This window comes from Ahrensia sp. 13_GOM-1096m (assembly GCF_000620605.1).
GTDB classification, from domain to species: Bacteria; Pseudomonadota; Alphaproteobacteria; order Rhizobiales; family Rhizobiaceae; genus Ahrensia; species Ahrensia kielensis.
This window is the reverse complement of the sequence record NZ_JIAX01000012.1, coordinates 134003-150002: the sequence shown is the minus strand read 5'-3', so window position 1 is coordinate 150002 and position 16000 is coordinate 134003. Positions and strand designations below refer to the sequence as shown.

Annotated in this window: 15 protein-coding genes; 13 read left to right on the top strand and 2 right to left on the bottom strand. The window is 49.3% G+C overall.

Annotated elements, in window-relative coordinates; translation table 11 throughout:
• The first annotated feature begins 250 nt into the window (after positions 1 to 250).
• From tkt to N530_RS17820, 3 genes are all read left to right on the top strand, one after another.
• Entirely contained in the window at positions 251 to 2239 is a 1989-nt protein-coding gene (gene tkt / locus N530_RS0110085; protein WP_026480606.1) for a transketolase, read from the top strand.
• Positions 2240 to 2380: 141 nt separating this feature from the next.
• Positions 2381 to 3394, top strand: a complete 1014-nt coding sequence (gene gap / locus N530_RS0110080) for a type I glyceraldehyde-3-phosphate dehydrogenase (protein ID WP_026480605.1) — start codon at positions 2381 to 2383, stop codon at positions 3392 to 3394.
• Positions 3395 to 3723: 329 nt separating this feature from the next.
• Positions 3724 to 4386 (top strand): transglycosylase domain-containing protein, encoded by a 663-nt coding sequence (locus N530_RS17820; RefSeq protein ID WP_035266855.1) that lies wholly within the window; start codon positions 3724 to 3726, stop codon positions 4384 to 4386.
• Between the two features lie 71 nt (positions 4387 to 4457).
• Here the strand turns inward: N530_RS17820 and N530_RS0110070 are convergent, their stop codons facing one another.
• Positions 4458 to 5057: a short chain dehydrogenase gene (locus N530_RS0110070; protein WP_026480604.1), complete on the bottom strand. Its 600-nt coding sequence runs from the start codon at positions 5055 to 5057 to the stop codon at positions 4458 to 4460.
• Positions 5058 to 5253: 196 nt separating this feature from the next.
• Between N530_RS0110070 and N530_RS0110065 the strand changes: the two genes are divergently transcribed.
• The 8 genes from N530_RS0110065 (at position 5254) to N530_RS0110015 (ending at position 12459) form a co-directional block, all read left to right on the top strand.
• A complete protein-coding gene (locus N530_RS0110065) occupies positions 5254 to 5847 on the top strand; it encodes a LysE family translocator (protein ID WP_026480603.1) in 594 nt (197 codons plus the stop codon).
• 346 nt (positions 5848 to 6193) lie between these two features.
• Positions 6194 to 6715, top strand: coding sequence for a hypothetical protein (locus N530_RS0110055; RefSeq protein ID WP_035266852.1), 522 nt, complete (start codon positions 6194 to 6196; stop codon positions 6713 to 6715).
• 550 nt (positions 6716 to 7265) lie between these two features.
• Positions 7266 to 7757 (top strand): hypothetical protein, encoded by a 492-nt coding sequence (locus tag N530_RS0110050; RefSeq protein ID WP_026480601.1) that lies wholly within the window; start codon positions 7266 to 7268, stop codon positions 7755 to 7757.
• 197 nt (positions 7758 to 7954) lie between these two features.
• A complete protein-coding gene (locus N530_RS0110040; protein WP_051540880.1) occupies positions 7955 to 8521 on the top strand; it encodes a DUF924 family protein in 567 nt (188 codons plus the stop codon).
• A 59-nt stretch (positions 8522 to 8580) separates the two neighbouring features.
• Positions 8581 to 9201, top strand: coding sequence for a LysE family transporter (locus N530_RS0110035; protein WP_026480598.1), 621 nt, complete (start codon positions 8581 to 8583; stop codon positions 9199 to 9201).
• Positions 9202 to 9270: 69 nt separating this feature from the next.
• On the top strand, positions 9271 to 10473 hold the full coding sequence (pgk, locus tag N530_RS0110030) for a phosphoglycerate kinase (protein ID WP_026317377.1): 1203 nt from the start codon (positions 9271 to 9273) through the stop codon (positions 10471 to 10473).
• A 281-nt stretch (positions 10474 to 10754) separates the two neighbouring features.
• On the top strand, positions 10755 to 11648 hold the full coding sequence (locus N530_RS0110020; RefSeq protein ID WP_026480597.1) for a fructose bisphosphate aldolase: 894 nt from the start codon (positions 10755 to 10757) through the stop codon (positions 11646 to 11648).
• Positions 11649 to 11742: 94 nt separating this feature from the next.
• Positions 11743 to 12459, top strand: a complete 717-nt coding sequence (locus N530_RS0110015; protein WP_026480596.1) for an SGNH/GDSL hydrolase family protein — start codon at positions 11743 to 11745, stop codon at positions 12457 to 12459.
• Here N530_RS0110015 and N530_RS0110010 read toward each other — a convergent pair.
• Positions 12456 to 13844 carry an aspartate aminotransferase family protein gene (locus N530_RS0110010; protein ID WP_026480595.1) on the bottom strand — a complete coding sequence of 463 codons (1389 nt, stop codon included), beginning with the start codon at positions 13842 to 13844 and terminating at the stop codon, positions 12456 to 12458. The two genes, N530_RS0110015 and N530_RS0110010, sit on opposite strands and share 4 nt — an antisense overlap.
• Before the next feature lie 467 nt (positions 13845 to 14311).
• Between N530_RS0110010 and N530_RS0110000 the strand changes: the two genes are divergently transcribed.
• On the top strand, positions 14312 to 14956 hold the full coding sequence (locus N530_RS0110000) for a hypothetical protein (protein WP_026480593.1): 645 nt from the start codon (positions 14312 to 14314) through the stop codon (positions 14954 to 14956).
• Positions 14957 to 15120: 164 nt separating this feature from the next.
• Positions 15121 to 15936 carry an SDR family NAD(P)-dependent oxidoreductase gene (locus N530_RS0109995; RefSeq protein WP_018689173.1) on the top strand — a complete coding sequence of 272 codons (816 nt, stop codon included), beginning with the start codon at positions 15121 to 15123 and terminating at the stop codon, positions 15934 to 15936.
• Positions 15937 to 16000 lie beyond the last annotated feature (64 nt).

Genomic DNA, 16000 nt, shown 5'->3' with positions numbered 1-16000 from the left:
ATAAGGCCTTAGCATGGTCCCATAACACAGAACTTCAACTAGCCTTTGATCGACGCAGATTTCAAGCTATCATTGGCTTGATCAACAATTTTTGTGGTTTTATAAATCAATACTGTATCAAGACTTCACAACCAATATGATGCGTCGCAACACGCATTTGTTGACTCAAACACCCCACCTGCTATGTCTCGCACGAAATTTGAGTAGGCAGCCTTAAACTTGCCGCCCCCACTGAAAATGGACCTAAAAAATGACACGTGAAAAACATGACCGGATGGCCAATGCAATCCGCTTTTTGTCTATGGATGCTGTACAGGCAGCAAACTCTGGGCACCCAGGATTGCCGATGGGCGCAGCCGACGTTGCGACTGTCCTTTTCTCCAAGTTTTTAAAATTTGACCCAACCAACCCAAAATGGGCAGACCGCGACCGTTTCGTGCTTTCTGCGGGTCACGGCTCAATGCTGCTTTATTCCCTGCTCTATCTGACAGGCTATGAAGACATCACGATTGATGAGATCAAGAATTTCCGCCAACTCGGCGCAAAAACAGCTGGCCACCCTGAATATGGCCATGCCGCTGGTATTGAAACAACAACTGGCCCACTTGGCCAAGGCATTGCCAATGCTGTGGGCATGGCGATTGCAGAGCGCAAGCTTGCGGATGAGTTCACTGGCGACCTTGTTGACCATTACACATATGCATTGGTGGGCGATGGCTGCCTTATGGAAGGCATCAGCCAAGAGGCGATTTCCCTTGCAGGACACCTCAAGCTCAACAAATTGATCGTTCTATGGGACGACAACAAAATCACCATCGATGGTGCTGTTTCATTGTCAGATTCAACCGATCAGCGCGCGCGCTTTGAAGCCTCTGGCTGGGCAACCGAAGCTGTTGATGGTCACGATCCTGATGCAATTGCTGCAGCAATCGAAAAGGCAAAATCATCGGACAAGCCAACAATGATTGCCTGCGCCACGACAATCGGTTTTGGTGCACCAACCAAAGCTGGCACATCAGGCGCACACGGCTCGCCGCTCGGACCTGAAGAAATTGCAGGCACACGCGCAGCGCTTGGCTGGTCAGCAGAACCATTTGAAGTACCGTCAGAAATTCTTGACGATTGGCGCTTGGTTGGCCTTAACGCTGCCAAAGAACGTGTCACTTGGGAAAAACGTCTTGCTGGCTCAAGCCAAAAGGCCGAATTTGAACGCCGTATGCGCGGTGAATTGCCAACTGGTTTTGTCTCTGCGATTGCCGATTACAAAAAGCAGCTTGTTAAAGATTTGCCAAAAGTGGCGACACGTAAAGCGTCTGAAATGGCGCTTAATGTCATCAATGCAGCCTTGCCAGAAACCATTGGCGGCTCTGCCGATTTGACAGGCTCAAACAATACCAAAACACCGCAAATGACGCCAATCACACCGGACGATTTCTCCGGTCGCTATATCTATTATGGTATTCGCGAACATGGCATGGCAGCGGCAATGAACGGCATGTCATTGCATGGCGGTATCATTCCTTATGGCGGCGCATTCCTGATCTTCTCAGATTATTGCCGCCCGTCTATGCGCCTCGCATCCTTGATGGAAATCCGCAATATTTTCGTCATGACGCATGATTCAATTGGTCTTGGCGAAGATGGTCCAACCCACCAGCCGGTGGAGCAATTGGCGTCGCTACGCGCTATTCCAAACCACAATGTGTTCCGCCCTGCCGATGTAACCGAAACAGCTGAATGCTGGCAGCTTGCATTGGAAAGCGAAAAGACACCGTCCACATTGGCGCTCACACGTCAGGGCCTTCCAGCGGTTCGCAAAGAATACAATGAAGAAAACATGTGTGCTTACGGCGCTTATGAATTGGCAACAGCATCTGATGATGCGGTTGTGACATTGTTTGCATCTGGTTCAGAAGTTGAAATCGTATTGGCTGCCCGCGAAAAGCTTGAAGCAATGGGTCATCCAACACGGGTTATCTCTGTGCCATGTATGGAACTGTTTGAAAAACAGTCTGCTGATTATCAAAAAGCGATTATCGGACAAGCGCAGGTTCGTATCGCGGTTGAAGCGGCGATCCGCCAAAGCTGGGATCGCTTTATCGGCTGGGACGGTGATTTCATCGGCATGAACTCATTCGGCGCATCTGCCCCGATTGATGATCTCTATAATCACTTCGGCATCACAGCAGACGCAGTTGTGGCGGCGGCAGAAGCAAAGCTTCATAAAAAAGAAGCATAATTTCGACGAATACATTGATCGGGGGACAAGATAATTCTCCCCCGACAGTTGGCTTTTTCTGCGACTAAGTTTACTAATCGATTGAATTCCTAAAATGGTGGTTTCGCCACCATGCGTGACTCCCACACTTATGGAGGCTTTATGTCTAAGAAACTTCGAATTGCCATTAACGGTTTTGGTCGCATCGGACGCAATGTCGCGCGTGCCATTTATGAATCAGGCCGCACAGACATCGATATCGTTGCGATCAACGATCTTGGTCCTGTTGAGACAAACGCCCATTTGATGCGTTATGATTCAGTCCATGGCCGCTTTCCGGGTGTCATCACAGTTGAAGGCGAGACCATCAAAGTCGGCGATGATAGCTTTAAAGTTCTTGCCGAGCGCGATCCGAAAAACCTTCCTTGGAAGGAATTGGACATTGATGTTGTTATGGAATGTACCGGCATTTTCACATCAAAAGAAAAAGCCTCATTCCATTTAGAAGCTGGCGCAAAACGCGTTCTTGTTTCAGCGCCATCATCGGGTGCAGACAAAACCATCGTTTATGGTGTGAACCATGATTCATTGACAAAAGACGACCTCGTTGTCTCCAACGCATCATGTACAACAAACTGCCTGTCACCGGTTGCCTTCGTTCTTAATAACGAGATCGGCATCGACAAGGGCATGGTCACAACGATCCATTCTTATACAGGCGACCAGCCAACGCTTGATACAATGCACAGCGATTTGTACCGTGGCCGCGCAGCAGCGCTTTCCATGATCCCAACATCAACGGGCGCAGCCAAAGCTGTTGGCCTTGTTTTGCCAGAACTAAACGGCAAGCTGGACGGCATTTCAATCCGCGTACCAACACCAAACGTATCTTTGGTTGACCTGAAATTCTTGGCCAAACGTGACACGACAATTGAAGAAGTCAACGCGGTTATCAAGAAAGCATCTGAAGGCGCGCTCAAGGGTATTTTGGGCTATACAGACGAAAAGCTTGTGTCTTCCGATTTCAACCATGATCCACATTCATCGATTTTCCATGCGGAAAAAACAGCCGTTATGGATGGCAATATGGTGTCTATCTTGACTTGGTATGACAATGAATGGGGCTTCTCAAACCGTATGGCTGATACAGCCATTGCAATGGGCAAATTGATTTAAACTACCAAGCAATTCCAGCAAGTTGAGCGGAAAAGGAAACCATCCGGCGAATGGTTTCCCTGCGAAACGGGAAGCGGTTTTGCGTCCGGAATTGCGACAATAAATAATTCAAAAAGCCGCTTGAGCAATCAGGCGGCTTTTTTGTTTATATGCGTCGATCCACTCACCAGTTAACGCGCTTACCGTGCAAAAGTCCGGCTAGGCTTCCAGTGTTTCCACTCGGACAATCTGCTTAGACAGCCCAATTTGGGCACTTTTTCGCCCTCATAACGCCCATCTATTTATTTAAATCATGCACGCTTGCCTCGCTAAACTGGACAAACATGCACATGAAAAAGATATTTATATTTATAACAACCAGCATCATTTTGCTCATCATTGCAGCCTTTAGTTATGGGGCCGTTGGTTATTTTGATGCTGTTCGTGATGCAGACAATTTGGAACAACGAGCTGCCAAACTTATGCGCGAAGGACGAAGCGGTGCCTCACTAGGAGAAATCAGATATCGCCAGCTTCTTGCGGTTCAAGACCCGCAGTTTGAGCATCACTCTGGCGTTGATATGATGACAGCGGGCGCAGGCACTACAACGATTACGCAGTCGCTCGCCAAGCGTGTCGGCTTTGAAAACTTTACGCCAGGAATTACAAAAATAAGACAAACGGGCTACGCGCTTGGCCTTGAGAGCACACTTAGCAAAGAGCAGATAATGGCGCTTTGGCTGGACACACTTGAGATGGGCACTGGGCCTAACGGCTGGATCACGGGTTTTCATCAAGCCAGTCAGACAATCTTTGAACAGCAACCAAACGAGATTGACGAGCAACAATTTCTCAGTCTTGTTGCGGTCCTGATTGCGCCATCACGATACCGACTAGGCACTGATGATGATAAGCTCAAAGAGCGCGTTGATCGAATTAGCAAGCTGGTTTCAGGATCATGCGCACCAAAAGATAGTTCAGACGTTTGGCTGGAAGCTTGTGCAGATAGCTAGAAGCGCCGCCCCCACCCAATACAATTTCTTTAAGCCGCTTGAGCAACCAGGTTAGGTTCCAGATAGTCTGATTATGCAACGATAATCACTTGGCCTGTGAGAGCGCCCTCAATACTTTTAACGTAGGCAAGCCCAACGCGTTCAGAAGACACCATTTCATGACCTGGAAAAAAGCTTCCGTATCTTGGTTTTGATACTTCAAGAAGCCCTGGACTAACGACATTCACACGAAGGCCTCTTGGCATCTCTATAGATGCACCTTTTACAAACCCAGCCAGTGCGCCATTTGCGGTGGCAGCTCCAGTAGCTTGTTTAACGGGGTCACGATCAAGGACGCCACTGGTCAAAGTAAAAGAACCACCGTCGCTAACATAATTCATACCGACCAAGACAACATTGATTTGGCCCATCACCTTATTTTGCAAACCGAGCATGAATTGCTCTTCAGTAAAGTCCGTGAGTGAGCCAAAATGCACGCTGCCTGCTGTCGAAATCACAGCATCGACCTTCCCAACTTTACGGTACATTTCCTCAATCGATGCACGGTCGGAAATATCTGCGTGAATATCACCACTGCTTCGGCCTACTTTAATTAGCTCATGGCGTTCGGATAGTTCGGCACATGCCGCACGCCCGATATCGCCCTCAGCTCCAATCATAATAATTTTCAAAATGTCTCTCCCATGATGTCGTCGTATCGAGCAATTTAAGAGCAAGTAGCCTAGAGTAACTCAAGGTCACCCAAAACACACCCGCAATCAATTAAAATTCCAAACACCAATCATGCGACTGTTGAGCCGAATTTAATTATCTAAATTTTTTGACAAATTTGTGCTATCAAAACGCATCAATCTGGAAAGATAAACGATGTTGCAGATTTACATTCCATTGGTGACATTCGCGATAGCTGCCACAATTTCTCCAGGTGGTGCGACCTCGCTTGCGACTGCATCGGGCTTGCAATTCGGTTACATTCGCTCTCTTCCCTTAATTTTTGGCATAGCCACGGCTCTTGCACTTTTGGTTGCAGTCTCTGGAACGGGTCTAGCCACCATAATTGTTGCATGGCCTTCGATTGCGTTGGCAATGAAAATTGTCGGCTCTGCTTATCTTCTTTGGCTCGCATTTTTAATCGCCCGCGCAGGCACACCTAAAGACATTGATGCGGCGGCAAAACCAATTGGGTTCATCGCTGGTGCAATGTTGCTGATTATCAATCCAAAAGCTTGGGCAATGGCTCTTGGCGTCGCTGGCTCGTTTTCAGCACTTGCAAATGACCCTATTGTTTTAGCGACCATTCTGGCCGTAACTTTTGCTGTATGCGCAACGCTGTCATTAACGGTTTGGGCATTGCTCGGTTCATTCCTTGCACGAACGTTGAAAACAGATTGGCAGTGGACAGCGGTAAACTATTTTCTAGCGGCCCTACTCATTCTCTCAATCGCAACATTCTGGCGATAAAGGCACGCAGCACCTGCCGCCGTAGCAACGCTTTCTAGACCGCATTAAATCAAGCATTCACTGTCGCAAAATCAAAAATGCGCTTTTTATCAAAGCCTATTTCGCCTTCCTTCATAAACATGTCCGCAATCGGCATGAGCAAGTAACCCTCAAGCTAACGCTCTAGGCAGTGACGCAAATAAGGTTATACTCAATTATCGCCTAAAATTCATGCTATATTGCAGCTCACCAGAGCGAAGGGGTTCCTATGAAATTTGAATTATGTCGTGACCTCGACAAACTTCGCGCCAACCAAATGACAGCGCAGTTTTCCAATGTCTGAAATGATCATTTCAAGGATAGGCGAATGAACCAACTACTCTCAAATTTTAACGAAATGAATGATGAGGAATATACTGCGATTGGCCGCTGTGCTCGAACATTTGGTGCACTCGAACATGAATTACTAAGAACCTTGATTGATTATTACGGAGGTCCCCTTGAAGCAAAAGATAAACAAATTAAAAAGTCGGCGATGTCTAGTTTCAGAGGCCGCCTTAATGCTTTGGTCGAGGCTTTAAAAGATCATCCTGGCATAGAGGCGAATTGGCTCAATGGCTTCCATACGAAGCTATCAGAAACGAATGATGTAAGAGATCATTTTTCTCATGGCCTTTGGAGAAAGAACAGAAACGGTAAATTGGATTGTATTTTTTACGCTAGATTTAAGGACAACGACAGTCTTGGTGTCGACAAACGTACCATCTCGATTTCCTTGGCTAGAATGCAGGAAATATTTGAGATAAACCTCCATAACATTGCGGTGCTAAAAGAATTGCAAGACTTTTTGCGGAAACACGCCTCTGAGTCTAATACCCCACGTGAATAGTCACGATATACTAGGCGTGTCGGTAAAACTAGAACTGAAGTAGTCGCGGCGAAGTATCGCCATGGCCCACACTGCCGCCATTCATATTACCGCTGCAAAAACCATACCTGTTGCCGCGCTTTCCATTTGAACCAACCCCATCCCGCACTATCCTCAACGCATGCAAAATGGCCCGCCTCTTTTTATACTAATTGCGATCGCACTTGCGGTTGCTATGTTGCTTATATCCTAGCTTGTGCGAAGGGCAGCAAAGGGCAAAAGCCACTAAAAACATGGCTTCAATCTGAATACTGTAAAGAACGCTGCATAAGTGCAGACACAGTTGCACCAATTATCAAGCAAGCTCTTAAGCTTACTCCCACTTAAAGAATATTGACCTGAGTTAATGACATCCCTACTTCAGCGCGTGTAAATGTCTACGAAATCGATCATTTCACTATTGCGAAATAGAATTGCTGAGACCTCTATAAGGTTTATTTTATTAACCCTACCCGTGAACGGAAAATCAAAAATATTACGCTAGAACTGTGCATCAAGAGCAGGAAAAGCCATGAAACATTTATTAAACAGACCCATCATTACCGTTGTCGCTGGCTACTGGGCCATGTTTTGGATGATGAATGCATTTGACAAAATCCTTGCACGGCAGGACCTTGGCTTTGTCTTTTGGTATGGCAATCACCGCATAGAAAAGTTTACCATGTATTTTGACCGTCTAGGCTATGGGCCAGAGGGCGTATGGGGAACTTTGATGTTTGCCGGCATCATCGAAGCGGCCGTCGCCTTTATGTTTCTTTGGGCAATGTACAAAATTGCCAAAAATCAGCCCGGCGCCATCCGTCTTAATGACCGTGCAATCGCTGTATCCATACTTGTGTTTTTTGGGTTCGCCGTTTTCGACGTGGTCGTGGGTGACCGTGCAGAGCTACTAGAACACTCAACCTATGTTGGCGTGCTACTCATTTCCTATTTGGCTGGTGCAATCGAAGGCGTGTTTATGCACCTACGCAAGCAACAGTCTATGGTTGAGCCTGCCGAATAAGTTATCTATTACCAGGCCATGCAAAATGGCCCTCTCCTTTTTATTATAATTGCGATCGCACTTGCGGTTGCTATGTTGCTTATATCGTGGCTTGTGCGAAAGGCAGCAAGGCGGCAAATGCCCGGCTCGCATGAACGCGGCACACATTGGATCGGCCAAGCAAATCGGTGCGATGATGATTTTGATGGAGATGGACTATGAGACCTGAAGACATTGCAACGAATTCAGACGCGCAAGCGCTTCTTGATTTCTGGTTCAAAGAACATGACGGCAAAGATTGGTTCGGCGGCAAGGCGGAATTTGATGCGGAAGTCTCTAGCCGTTTCATGCTCACCTTGAAAAAGGCCGAACGCTGCGAATTGTTTGAATGGCGCGACACGCCGCAGGGCCGCTTGGCCGAAATTATCGCGCTCGACCAATTTTCACGCCAGCTTTACCGCGGCCATGCCGATGCCTTCAAAAACGATTCTTTGGCCCTCGCACTGGCGCAAGAAACGATCGCGCAAGGCCTCGACATGAAGCTCAACGAAAAAGAGCAGCAATTCCTCTATATGCCCTATATGCATGCCGAAAGCCTCGCCATTCAAAATGAAGGGCTGAACCTTTTCCGCAAACTTAGTGATGACCTTTATGAGTTTCAGCTAAACCATACCAAAGTCATCGAACGTTTTGGCCGTTTTCCCAAGCGCAACGCCGCCCTTGGCCGTGCATCAACACCCGATGAAGTGGCCTATATGAATGAGCGCGGCGACTCGATGTTTTGATTGCAAGCAATAGCGATTCCATTTAGGTCAATATAGCTGACCTTTTAGGAATCGCTGCCATGCTTGAACTTTTCACTGTTATCTCGATCACCATAATCGTGGCCATTGTGCCAGGCCCAGACTTTGTGGTTGTGGTGCGCAACGCGCTCATGGGCGGGCGCCTTTCAGGCATTATGACGGCGCTCGGCATCGCGCTGGCCCTTGGCGTACATGTCACCTACGCGCTGGCAGGCATCGGCCTGCTCGTGTCTCAATCTATCTTTTTGTTCAACACACTTAAGCTCATTGGTGCTGCCTATTTAATATTTCTAGGCGTCACCATGTATCGCACCGCCTCGTCCAAAATGGATAATGTTGAAACAAAAGCTGCCATTTCGCCCTGGCGCGCTTTGCGCTGGGGCTTTTTAACAAATGTAACCAACCCCAAAGCGACAATGTTTGCGCTATCGGTTTTTGTGCAGGTCACATCGCCCGCCACCCCGCTCCTCACACAAGTCGGCTATGGCTTCATCATGGCAGGCGGTGTATTTTTGTGGTTCGTTCTGGTCACGATGTTTTTTACGTTCACACCAATACGCGAAGCTTTTCTTAAAATTAAAAAGTCGCTTGAACAAAGCCTCGGCGTGTTGCTGGCAGCCTTTGGTATCGGTATAGCATTGACAACAAGTTCAACGCGCTAACAAGAGCTTTTCGCGTTTAACATGGTACAAAAAGAATCAATTAACGCGAAACGCTTTAACGGACACAACATGACCTTCAAAACGCTAGACGATCTTCCAAACGATATTGCCGGAAAACGCGCCCTCGTCCGCGTCGATTTGAATGTGCCCATCGTCGACGGTGCGGTTTCTGATAGAACCCGCCTTCAGCGCATTGCGCCAACAATTGAAGAACTGTCACGCAAAGGCGTCAAAGTTGTTCTTCTTGCCCATTTTGGCCGCCCAAAGGGCAAAGTGGTTGAAGAGATGAGCCTTCGCCCCATCGCGCAAGCGCTGGAAGAAGTGCTGGACCACCGTGTTGATTTTGCCCACAATTGCATTGGCGCAGAAGCTGCCAAAGAAGTTGGCGAAATGACAGGCGGCGATATTGTTCTGTTAGAGAACACACGCTTCCACGATGGCGAAGAAAAAAACGATGCGGCATTTGCCAAAGCATTGGCTGAAAACGGCGATATTTATATCAATGATGCGTTTTCTGCAGCGCACCGCGCCCATGCCTCAACCGAAGGTCTTGCCCATTTGCTACCAGCCTTTGCTGGCCGCACAATGGAAGCCGAGCTTAATGCGCTCAACAAAGCCCTTGGCGATCCAAAGCGTCCGCTTGGTGCCGTTGTTGGCGGCGCAAAGGTTTCAACCAAGATCGATCTTTTAGAAAACCTCGTCGGCAAACTTGATGTGCTCATCATTGGCGGCGGCATGGCCAACACCTTCATCGCTGCCAATGGCGCTGAAATGGGTGCCTCGCTGCAAGAAGCCGATATGCATGACAAAGCCAAAGCGATCATGGCCGCAGCAGAAAAAAGCGGTTGCCGCATCGTGCTGCCCGTTGATGGCCGCGTAACAACAGAGTTCGCGCCCAATGCTCCAACGGAAAGCATCACCTTTGATAGCGAAACAAAACTGCGCGACGACCAAATGTCGCTGGATGCAGGCGACGAAGCGGTCAAAAACGTAATCGCTGAATTCGACAAGCTCAACACGCTCATCTGGAATGGTCCGTTCGGCGTGTTTGAAATGCCGCCTTTCGACACGGCAACAATGGCAACGGCGAAAGCTGCAGCTGCATTAACAAAGTCCGGCCGTTTGATTTCCGTTGCTGGCGGCGGTGATACCGTGTCCGCACTCAATCAGGCTGGCGTTGCAGGCGACTTTACCTACATTTCCACCGCAGGCGGTGCGTTCCTTGAATGGATGGAAGGCAAAGAATTGCCAGGCGTTAAAGCGCTCGGCTAAGCCCCATTCAATTTCACCAATTTTGCGGCCATCATGGATTTGTCATTCATGGTGGCCGTTTCGATTCGGTAATCAGCTGCATCGATGCACAGAATTTCTGTGGACATATCCAAGCCTTCTTAACCTTACTTGAAAAATTCTAAGCACTTAAAACGATTGAATAAAATTTAATCGTTTTAAGTATTTTAAAGCCTGTTTAAATTTTTGAAATCCACTGTTATGGCGTTCCAACAGCTCATTTTGAGCAACACTAATGTTGATGTCACGATAGGGAAAATCGCATGTCTGATAATTTGATGGCTCAAAAAATTGCCAAAAATGATGGTTTTATTGCTGCGCTTGATCAGTCAGGCGGCTCAACGCCCAAAGCGCTCAAGCTTTACGGCATTGAAGAAAACGCCTACCGCGACGAAAACGAAATGTTCGCGCTCATTCACCAAATGCGCAGCCGCATTGTGAAATCTCCTGCCTTTAACGGCGACAAAGTTATCGGCGCGATCCTTTTTGAACGCACAATGGACGGCGATGTCGACGGCAAACCAACAGCCGATTACCTTTGGCAAGATTGTAATGTCGTGCCATTTCTAAAAGTCGACAAAGGCTTGATGGCAGAAGAAAACGGCGTTCAGCTGATGAAGCCGATGGACGATTTAAGCACGCTTCTTAAACGTGCTGCGTCTAAAAATGTTTTCGGCACAAAAATGCGCTCGGTCATTAATGGGGCCAATGAAACAGGCATCGCGGCCAATGTCGCCCAGCAGTTTGAAGTTGGCCGTCAAATCCTTGACCATGGTCTCGTGCCAATCATTGAGCCAGAAGTTACAATCTCAATAGCTGATAAAGCCCAAGCCGAAGAAATCCTGCTAGAGCAAATCGCCAAACAGCTTGATAGCGTGCCGCTTGGCCAACAAGTTATGCTAAAGCTCTCATTGCCAACAAAAGCCAATATTTACCGCCCATTGATCAATGATCCACGCGTCATGCGCGTTGTCGCACTTTCCGGCGGCTATTCACGCAACGAGGCCAACAGCCTCTTGAGCCTCAATGTGGGTATGATCGCCAGCTTCTCACGCGCATTGACAGAAGGTCTGTCCGCCCATCAGCCTGACCCAGATTTTGACGGCGCACTGGCGCAAACAATCGACAGCATTTTTTCAGCTTCTAAAGCTGCATAAGTGTAACTGACAAAACTGAGACAAAAGGCCCGTAGCATTGCTGCGGGCTTTTTGCTTTATGGGCAAGTAACCAAAACAACGCGCCGGAACTCCCATGTCGAACACCAGATCATCACTTCTTAGCTGGCTCATGTTTCCGGTCTATGCTTGGCAAGGCATTCAATTGCGCAGACGCATCGAGCGCTTACTGCCGGCTTTTCTGCCCCATAGCGGTCAATTGGGCGACGGTGATCCAGCGTTCAAAATCCTCACCCTTGGCGACAGCACCGTTGCCAGTGTCGGCATGGAAGAGCTGGAACACACCCTCACCTTTAACATTGCAAAAGCGGTTCACGACAAAACTGGCAAAAGCGTTGCTTGGCGCTCGGCTGGCGGCAATTCTGCAACCGCAGATCTGGTGCGCGATTATATTTTGCCGCATATTGAAGAACGTGATTTCACCCATGTGATTATCGCCGTTGGCACCAACGATATGAAGAATTTCCACGCCATACCGACTTTCAAGAAAAGCTTTGGCACATTGCTTTATGCCATACGCACGCGCTTTCCGCAGGCGCAAATCATCTGGACGCCCGTTGCCGATATGACGAAGTTTCCCTCGCTTCCAAGCGGCCTTGCAAAAGTGCTGAGCTACCGCGCAGCGCTGATTAACGCCAAGGGCAAACAATTATGCGAAGAGCGCGGCGCACTCTATTCCGAGCCCATCCCGATTGAAGATGTAAGCGGCTTTGCCCGTGATGGCTTTCATGCTGGCCCCGATGGTTATCGCATCTGGGGCGAGCATTTAAGCCGCTACATTGTAAAAGATTAACCAGCCGCAACGCGTGTCAACGCGCCATCAACCGCATGAATAATCTCGTCAATATCTGACTTGGTGGCAATCAGCGCCGGTGAGAAACACAGCGTATTGTTAAAGCCTTTGAGCGAACGGTTCGTCGCGCCAATGATAACCGCATTTTCCTTCATGCAATCAGCAACAACGGCCTGCGCCACGCTTTCCGGCACGGGTTCTTTGGTGTCGCGGTCGCTCACAAGTTCGGCGCCAACAAACAGCCCCTTGCCGCGCACATCACCGATCAGCACATGCTTGGCTTTCAGCTCTTCGAGCCTTTCCAGCATATATTCGCCCATCTTGGTGGTGTTTTCCAAAAGGTTCTCGTCTTCCAGAATACGCATATTTTCAATCGCCGCCGCAGGGCCAGCCGTACAGCCGCCAAAGGTGGAAATATCGCGGAAATAGTTCAGCGGGTCAGCAGCATCAGACTTAAACTCGTTAAACACTTCTTCGGTTGTCACGGTACAAGAAATCGCCGCATAGCCAGAAGCAACGCCCTTCGCCATCGTCACAATGTCAGGCTTCACACCATAGTGCTGATAGCCAAACCATGTGCCCGTGCGACCCATACCGCAAACCACTTCGTCAATGATCAGCAGCACATCATATTTCTTGCAGATTTCCTGCACACGGTCCCAATAGCCTTGCGGTGGCACAATCACGCCGCCGCCCGCTGTCACCGGCTCAAGAATAAGCCCGCCCACAGTGTCCGCGCCTTCACGCAAGATCACTTCTTCAATCGCATTGGCGGCGCGAATGCCATAATCGTCCACATCGCCCCACTGCGAGCGATATTCAAGACAATGCGGCACAGACACAAAACCTGGCGTGTAAGGGCCGTAAAGATCGCGGCGCTCGTCCTGCCCGCCCGATGATAGGGCGGTAATGGTCGTGCCATGATAATCGCGTTCGCGATAAAGAATCTTATGCTTTTTGCCGCCATATTTTTGATGCGCGATTTGGCGCACAAATTTATAGGCTTTCTCATTGGCTTCAGAACCAGAGTTTGAATAATAAACGCGGCTCATGCCCGGCATTTTGGCAATCAGCATTTCAGCAAAATTTGCCCCCGGAATAGAGCCGGTTGTGCCGCCAAAGAAATTCATTTTAACAAGCTGGTCGCGCACTGCATCGGCAATGGTTTCGCGGCCATAGCCCACATTCACAGTCCACACGCCGCCCGATACAGCATCAAGGTGCTCGCGCCCCGCTTGGTTCCACACCCGCAGGCCCTTGCCCTCAATAATCATCAGCGGGTCAACGGTTTCAAATCTCTTGTGCTGGCTAAGGTGATGCCAGATATGGGCTTTGTCCGCCTCAACGACAGATGTGTAATCGTTGATATTAGTTGGCTTATTCATTGTGATCTCCCGATTACGCGGCCCTGCGCTCGCGACTTAAATTGATACTGAAGCATCACGTTAAAACAAGCAAAAGGTTTAGGTCCAGATATTTTATGAATAGGGGCCAGATTGTTTTTTCTCGAACTGCTTTGGTCATTTTGAATGGGCCAGTATTCGAAATTCAGCTTTTTGGTAGTTAAAAGGGCTAAAATGAGTAGCATCACGGAATGGGTCCTAGGCTCAAGGTCTAGGATGACGGAGGGTGGGCCACCTTCCCTTCTCCCGCGAGCGGGAGAAGGTGGATACGAGTGATAACGAGTAGACGGATGAGGGGCCGCATCCAATTCCCCTCACCCAGTTGCGGCTAACGCGCAAATGCGCGAAGCCTCACATCCCTCTCCCGCCAGCGGGAGATGAAAAGGTGCACCAACTTATCCACCCCCACACGCCCGCCCCCATAATACGTCCCAAACAATGGGGGCGGTATGAACTGGCAGGCGGCAATCAATCTTAATCGTGATGCTTTGCTGCGTGTGCTGGCCGCACTCATTGCGTTGGCCACGCCGCACCTATCGCGTCAAAGCCGCAGTGCAATTTTGCGCGTGCTGCGTCCGGCAGAAAGCGCGGCGCGGCGGCTCATCGTCATTGCGGCACGGTTTTGCAACGCCAAGGTCAAAGCCAGTACGCGCACCCTGCCCAATTTTGCAAAATTTCAGCCAAGTGCCGCGCAACACACGCCGCGCTTCAAACTTTTTGATCCCCGCAAGCGGTTTGCTGCGCCCCATCCGCAAGCGTTCAAACTGCCGAACAAATCACTGCCGCGCATCAGCGTTATCGGCGTGTCCACTCCGGCTTTTGCACCGCGACCACAAAATCGCCCGCTTAACGCAGCTGCCCTCACCGCACGGCTCAAAGCACTGCAAGATGCGCTCAGTGATTTACCCAAACAGGCAAAGCGTTTAGCGCAGCAACTCGATAAACGAAAAACGGCCCCCGCTGGCCCAAGGCGCGTGCCGCCGCTGCGTCCAGGATTGCCGCCCAGCACCCACGCAAACCCCGCTCATGAAGTCGATAATATTTTAAAAGAATGTCACGCACTGGCGCTTCAGTTACCGGCAGCGCCGCCATAAATGTTGGATACTTTTCCGCAAACGCAACCTACTCTTATCGGGCGGGAACGCACACGCATGTCTATAATGTGAGGTAAAATCCACCTTAATATAAACATTGCCGCCGCCCTTCCATCCACCGCCACATTCCCTTAGTTTCACAGCCAGTAATAAAGGAAATTAAAATGGCACTTGATGGTAAAATCGCAATCGTAACCGGCGGGGCGCAAGGCATCGGCTATGCCATTACAAAGCGCCTGCTTTTAGATGGCGCAAAGGTCGCCATTGCCGATATCGACAAACAGGCAGGCCGCAAAGCCGTCGATGAATTGTCCGCGCTCGGGCCTGTGCATTTCATCCACACCGATGTTGGCAATCGGCTTGATGTGCATAATTTGATCGCCGCGGTTGTCGAGCAATTCGGCGACATTGATATTTTGGTCAATAATGCGGGCGTTGTTCACGGCGAGGATTTTCTGACAGTTTCCGAAGACGATTTCGACCGCGTCATGCGCGTGAATATCAAGGGCGGATTTTTGTGCGGCCAAGGCGTTGCAAAATTCATGGTCGACAAAGTGAAAAATGGTGGTCCCGCTGGCGCAATCGTCAACATGTCATCGATCAATGGACACTTCGCGCTGGCCGATCAGGTGCCTTATTCAATCTCCAAAGGCGCGGTCAATCAGCTAACAAAAGTCATGGCGCTTTCGCTTGCACCCCATGGCATCAGGGTAAACGCCGTTGGGCCAGGTTCAATCATGACCAAGATGCTTTCATCGGTAAACAATGATCCAGAAGCGCGCGGCCGCATCTTATCGCGCACGCCTTTGGGCCGTATCGGCAAAGCGTCAGAAGTCGCTTCTGTGGTCGCATTTTTAGCCTCAAACGAGGCATCCTATATGACCGGCGAAATTGTGCATGTGGACGGCGGACGCATGGCGCTCAACTATACCGTGCCAATTCCCGATGATGATGCCGCCGCAGATGACGACGAAGATTAAAAATATTTCCCAACCCTCCTGACATGATGTTGTCAGGAGCCCTGTGCCAATGTGCGTTCATCAT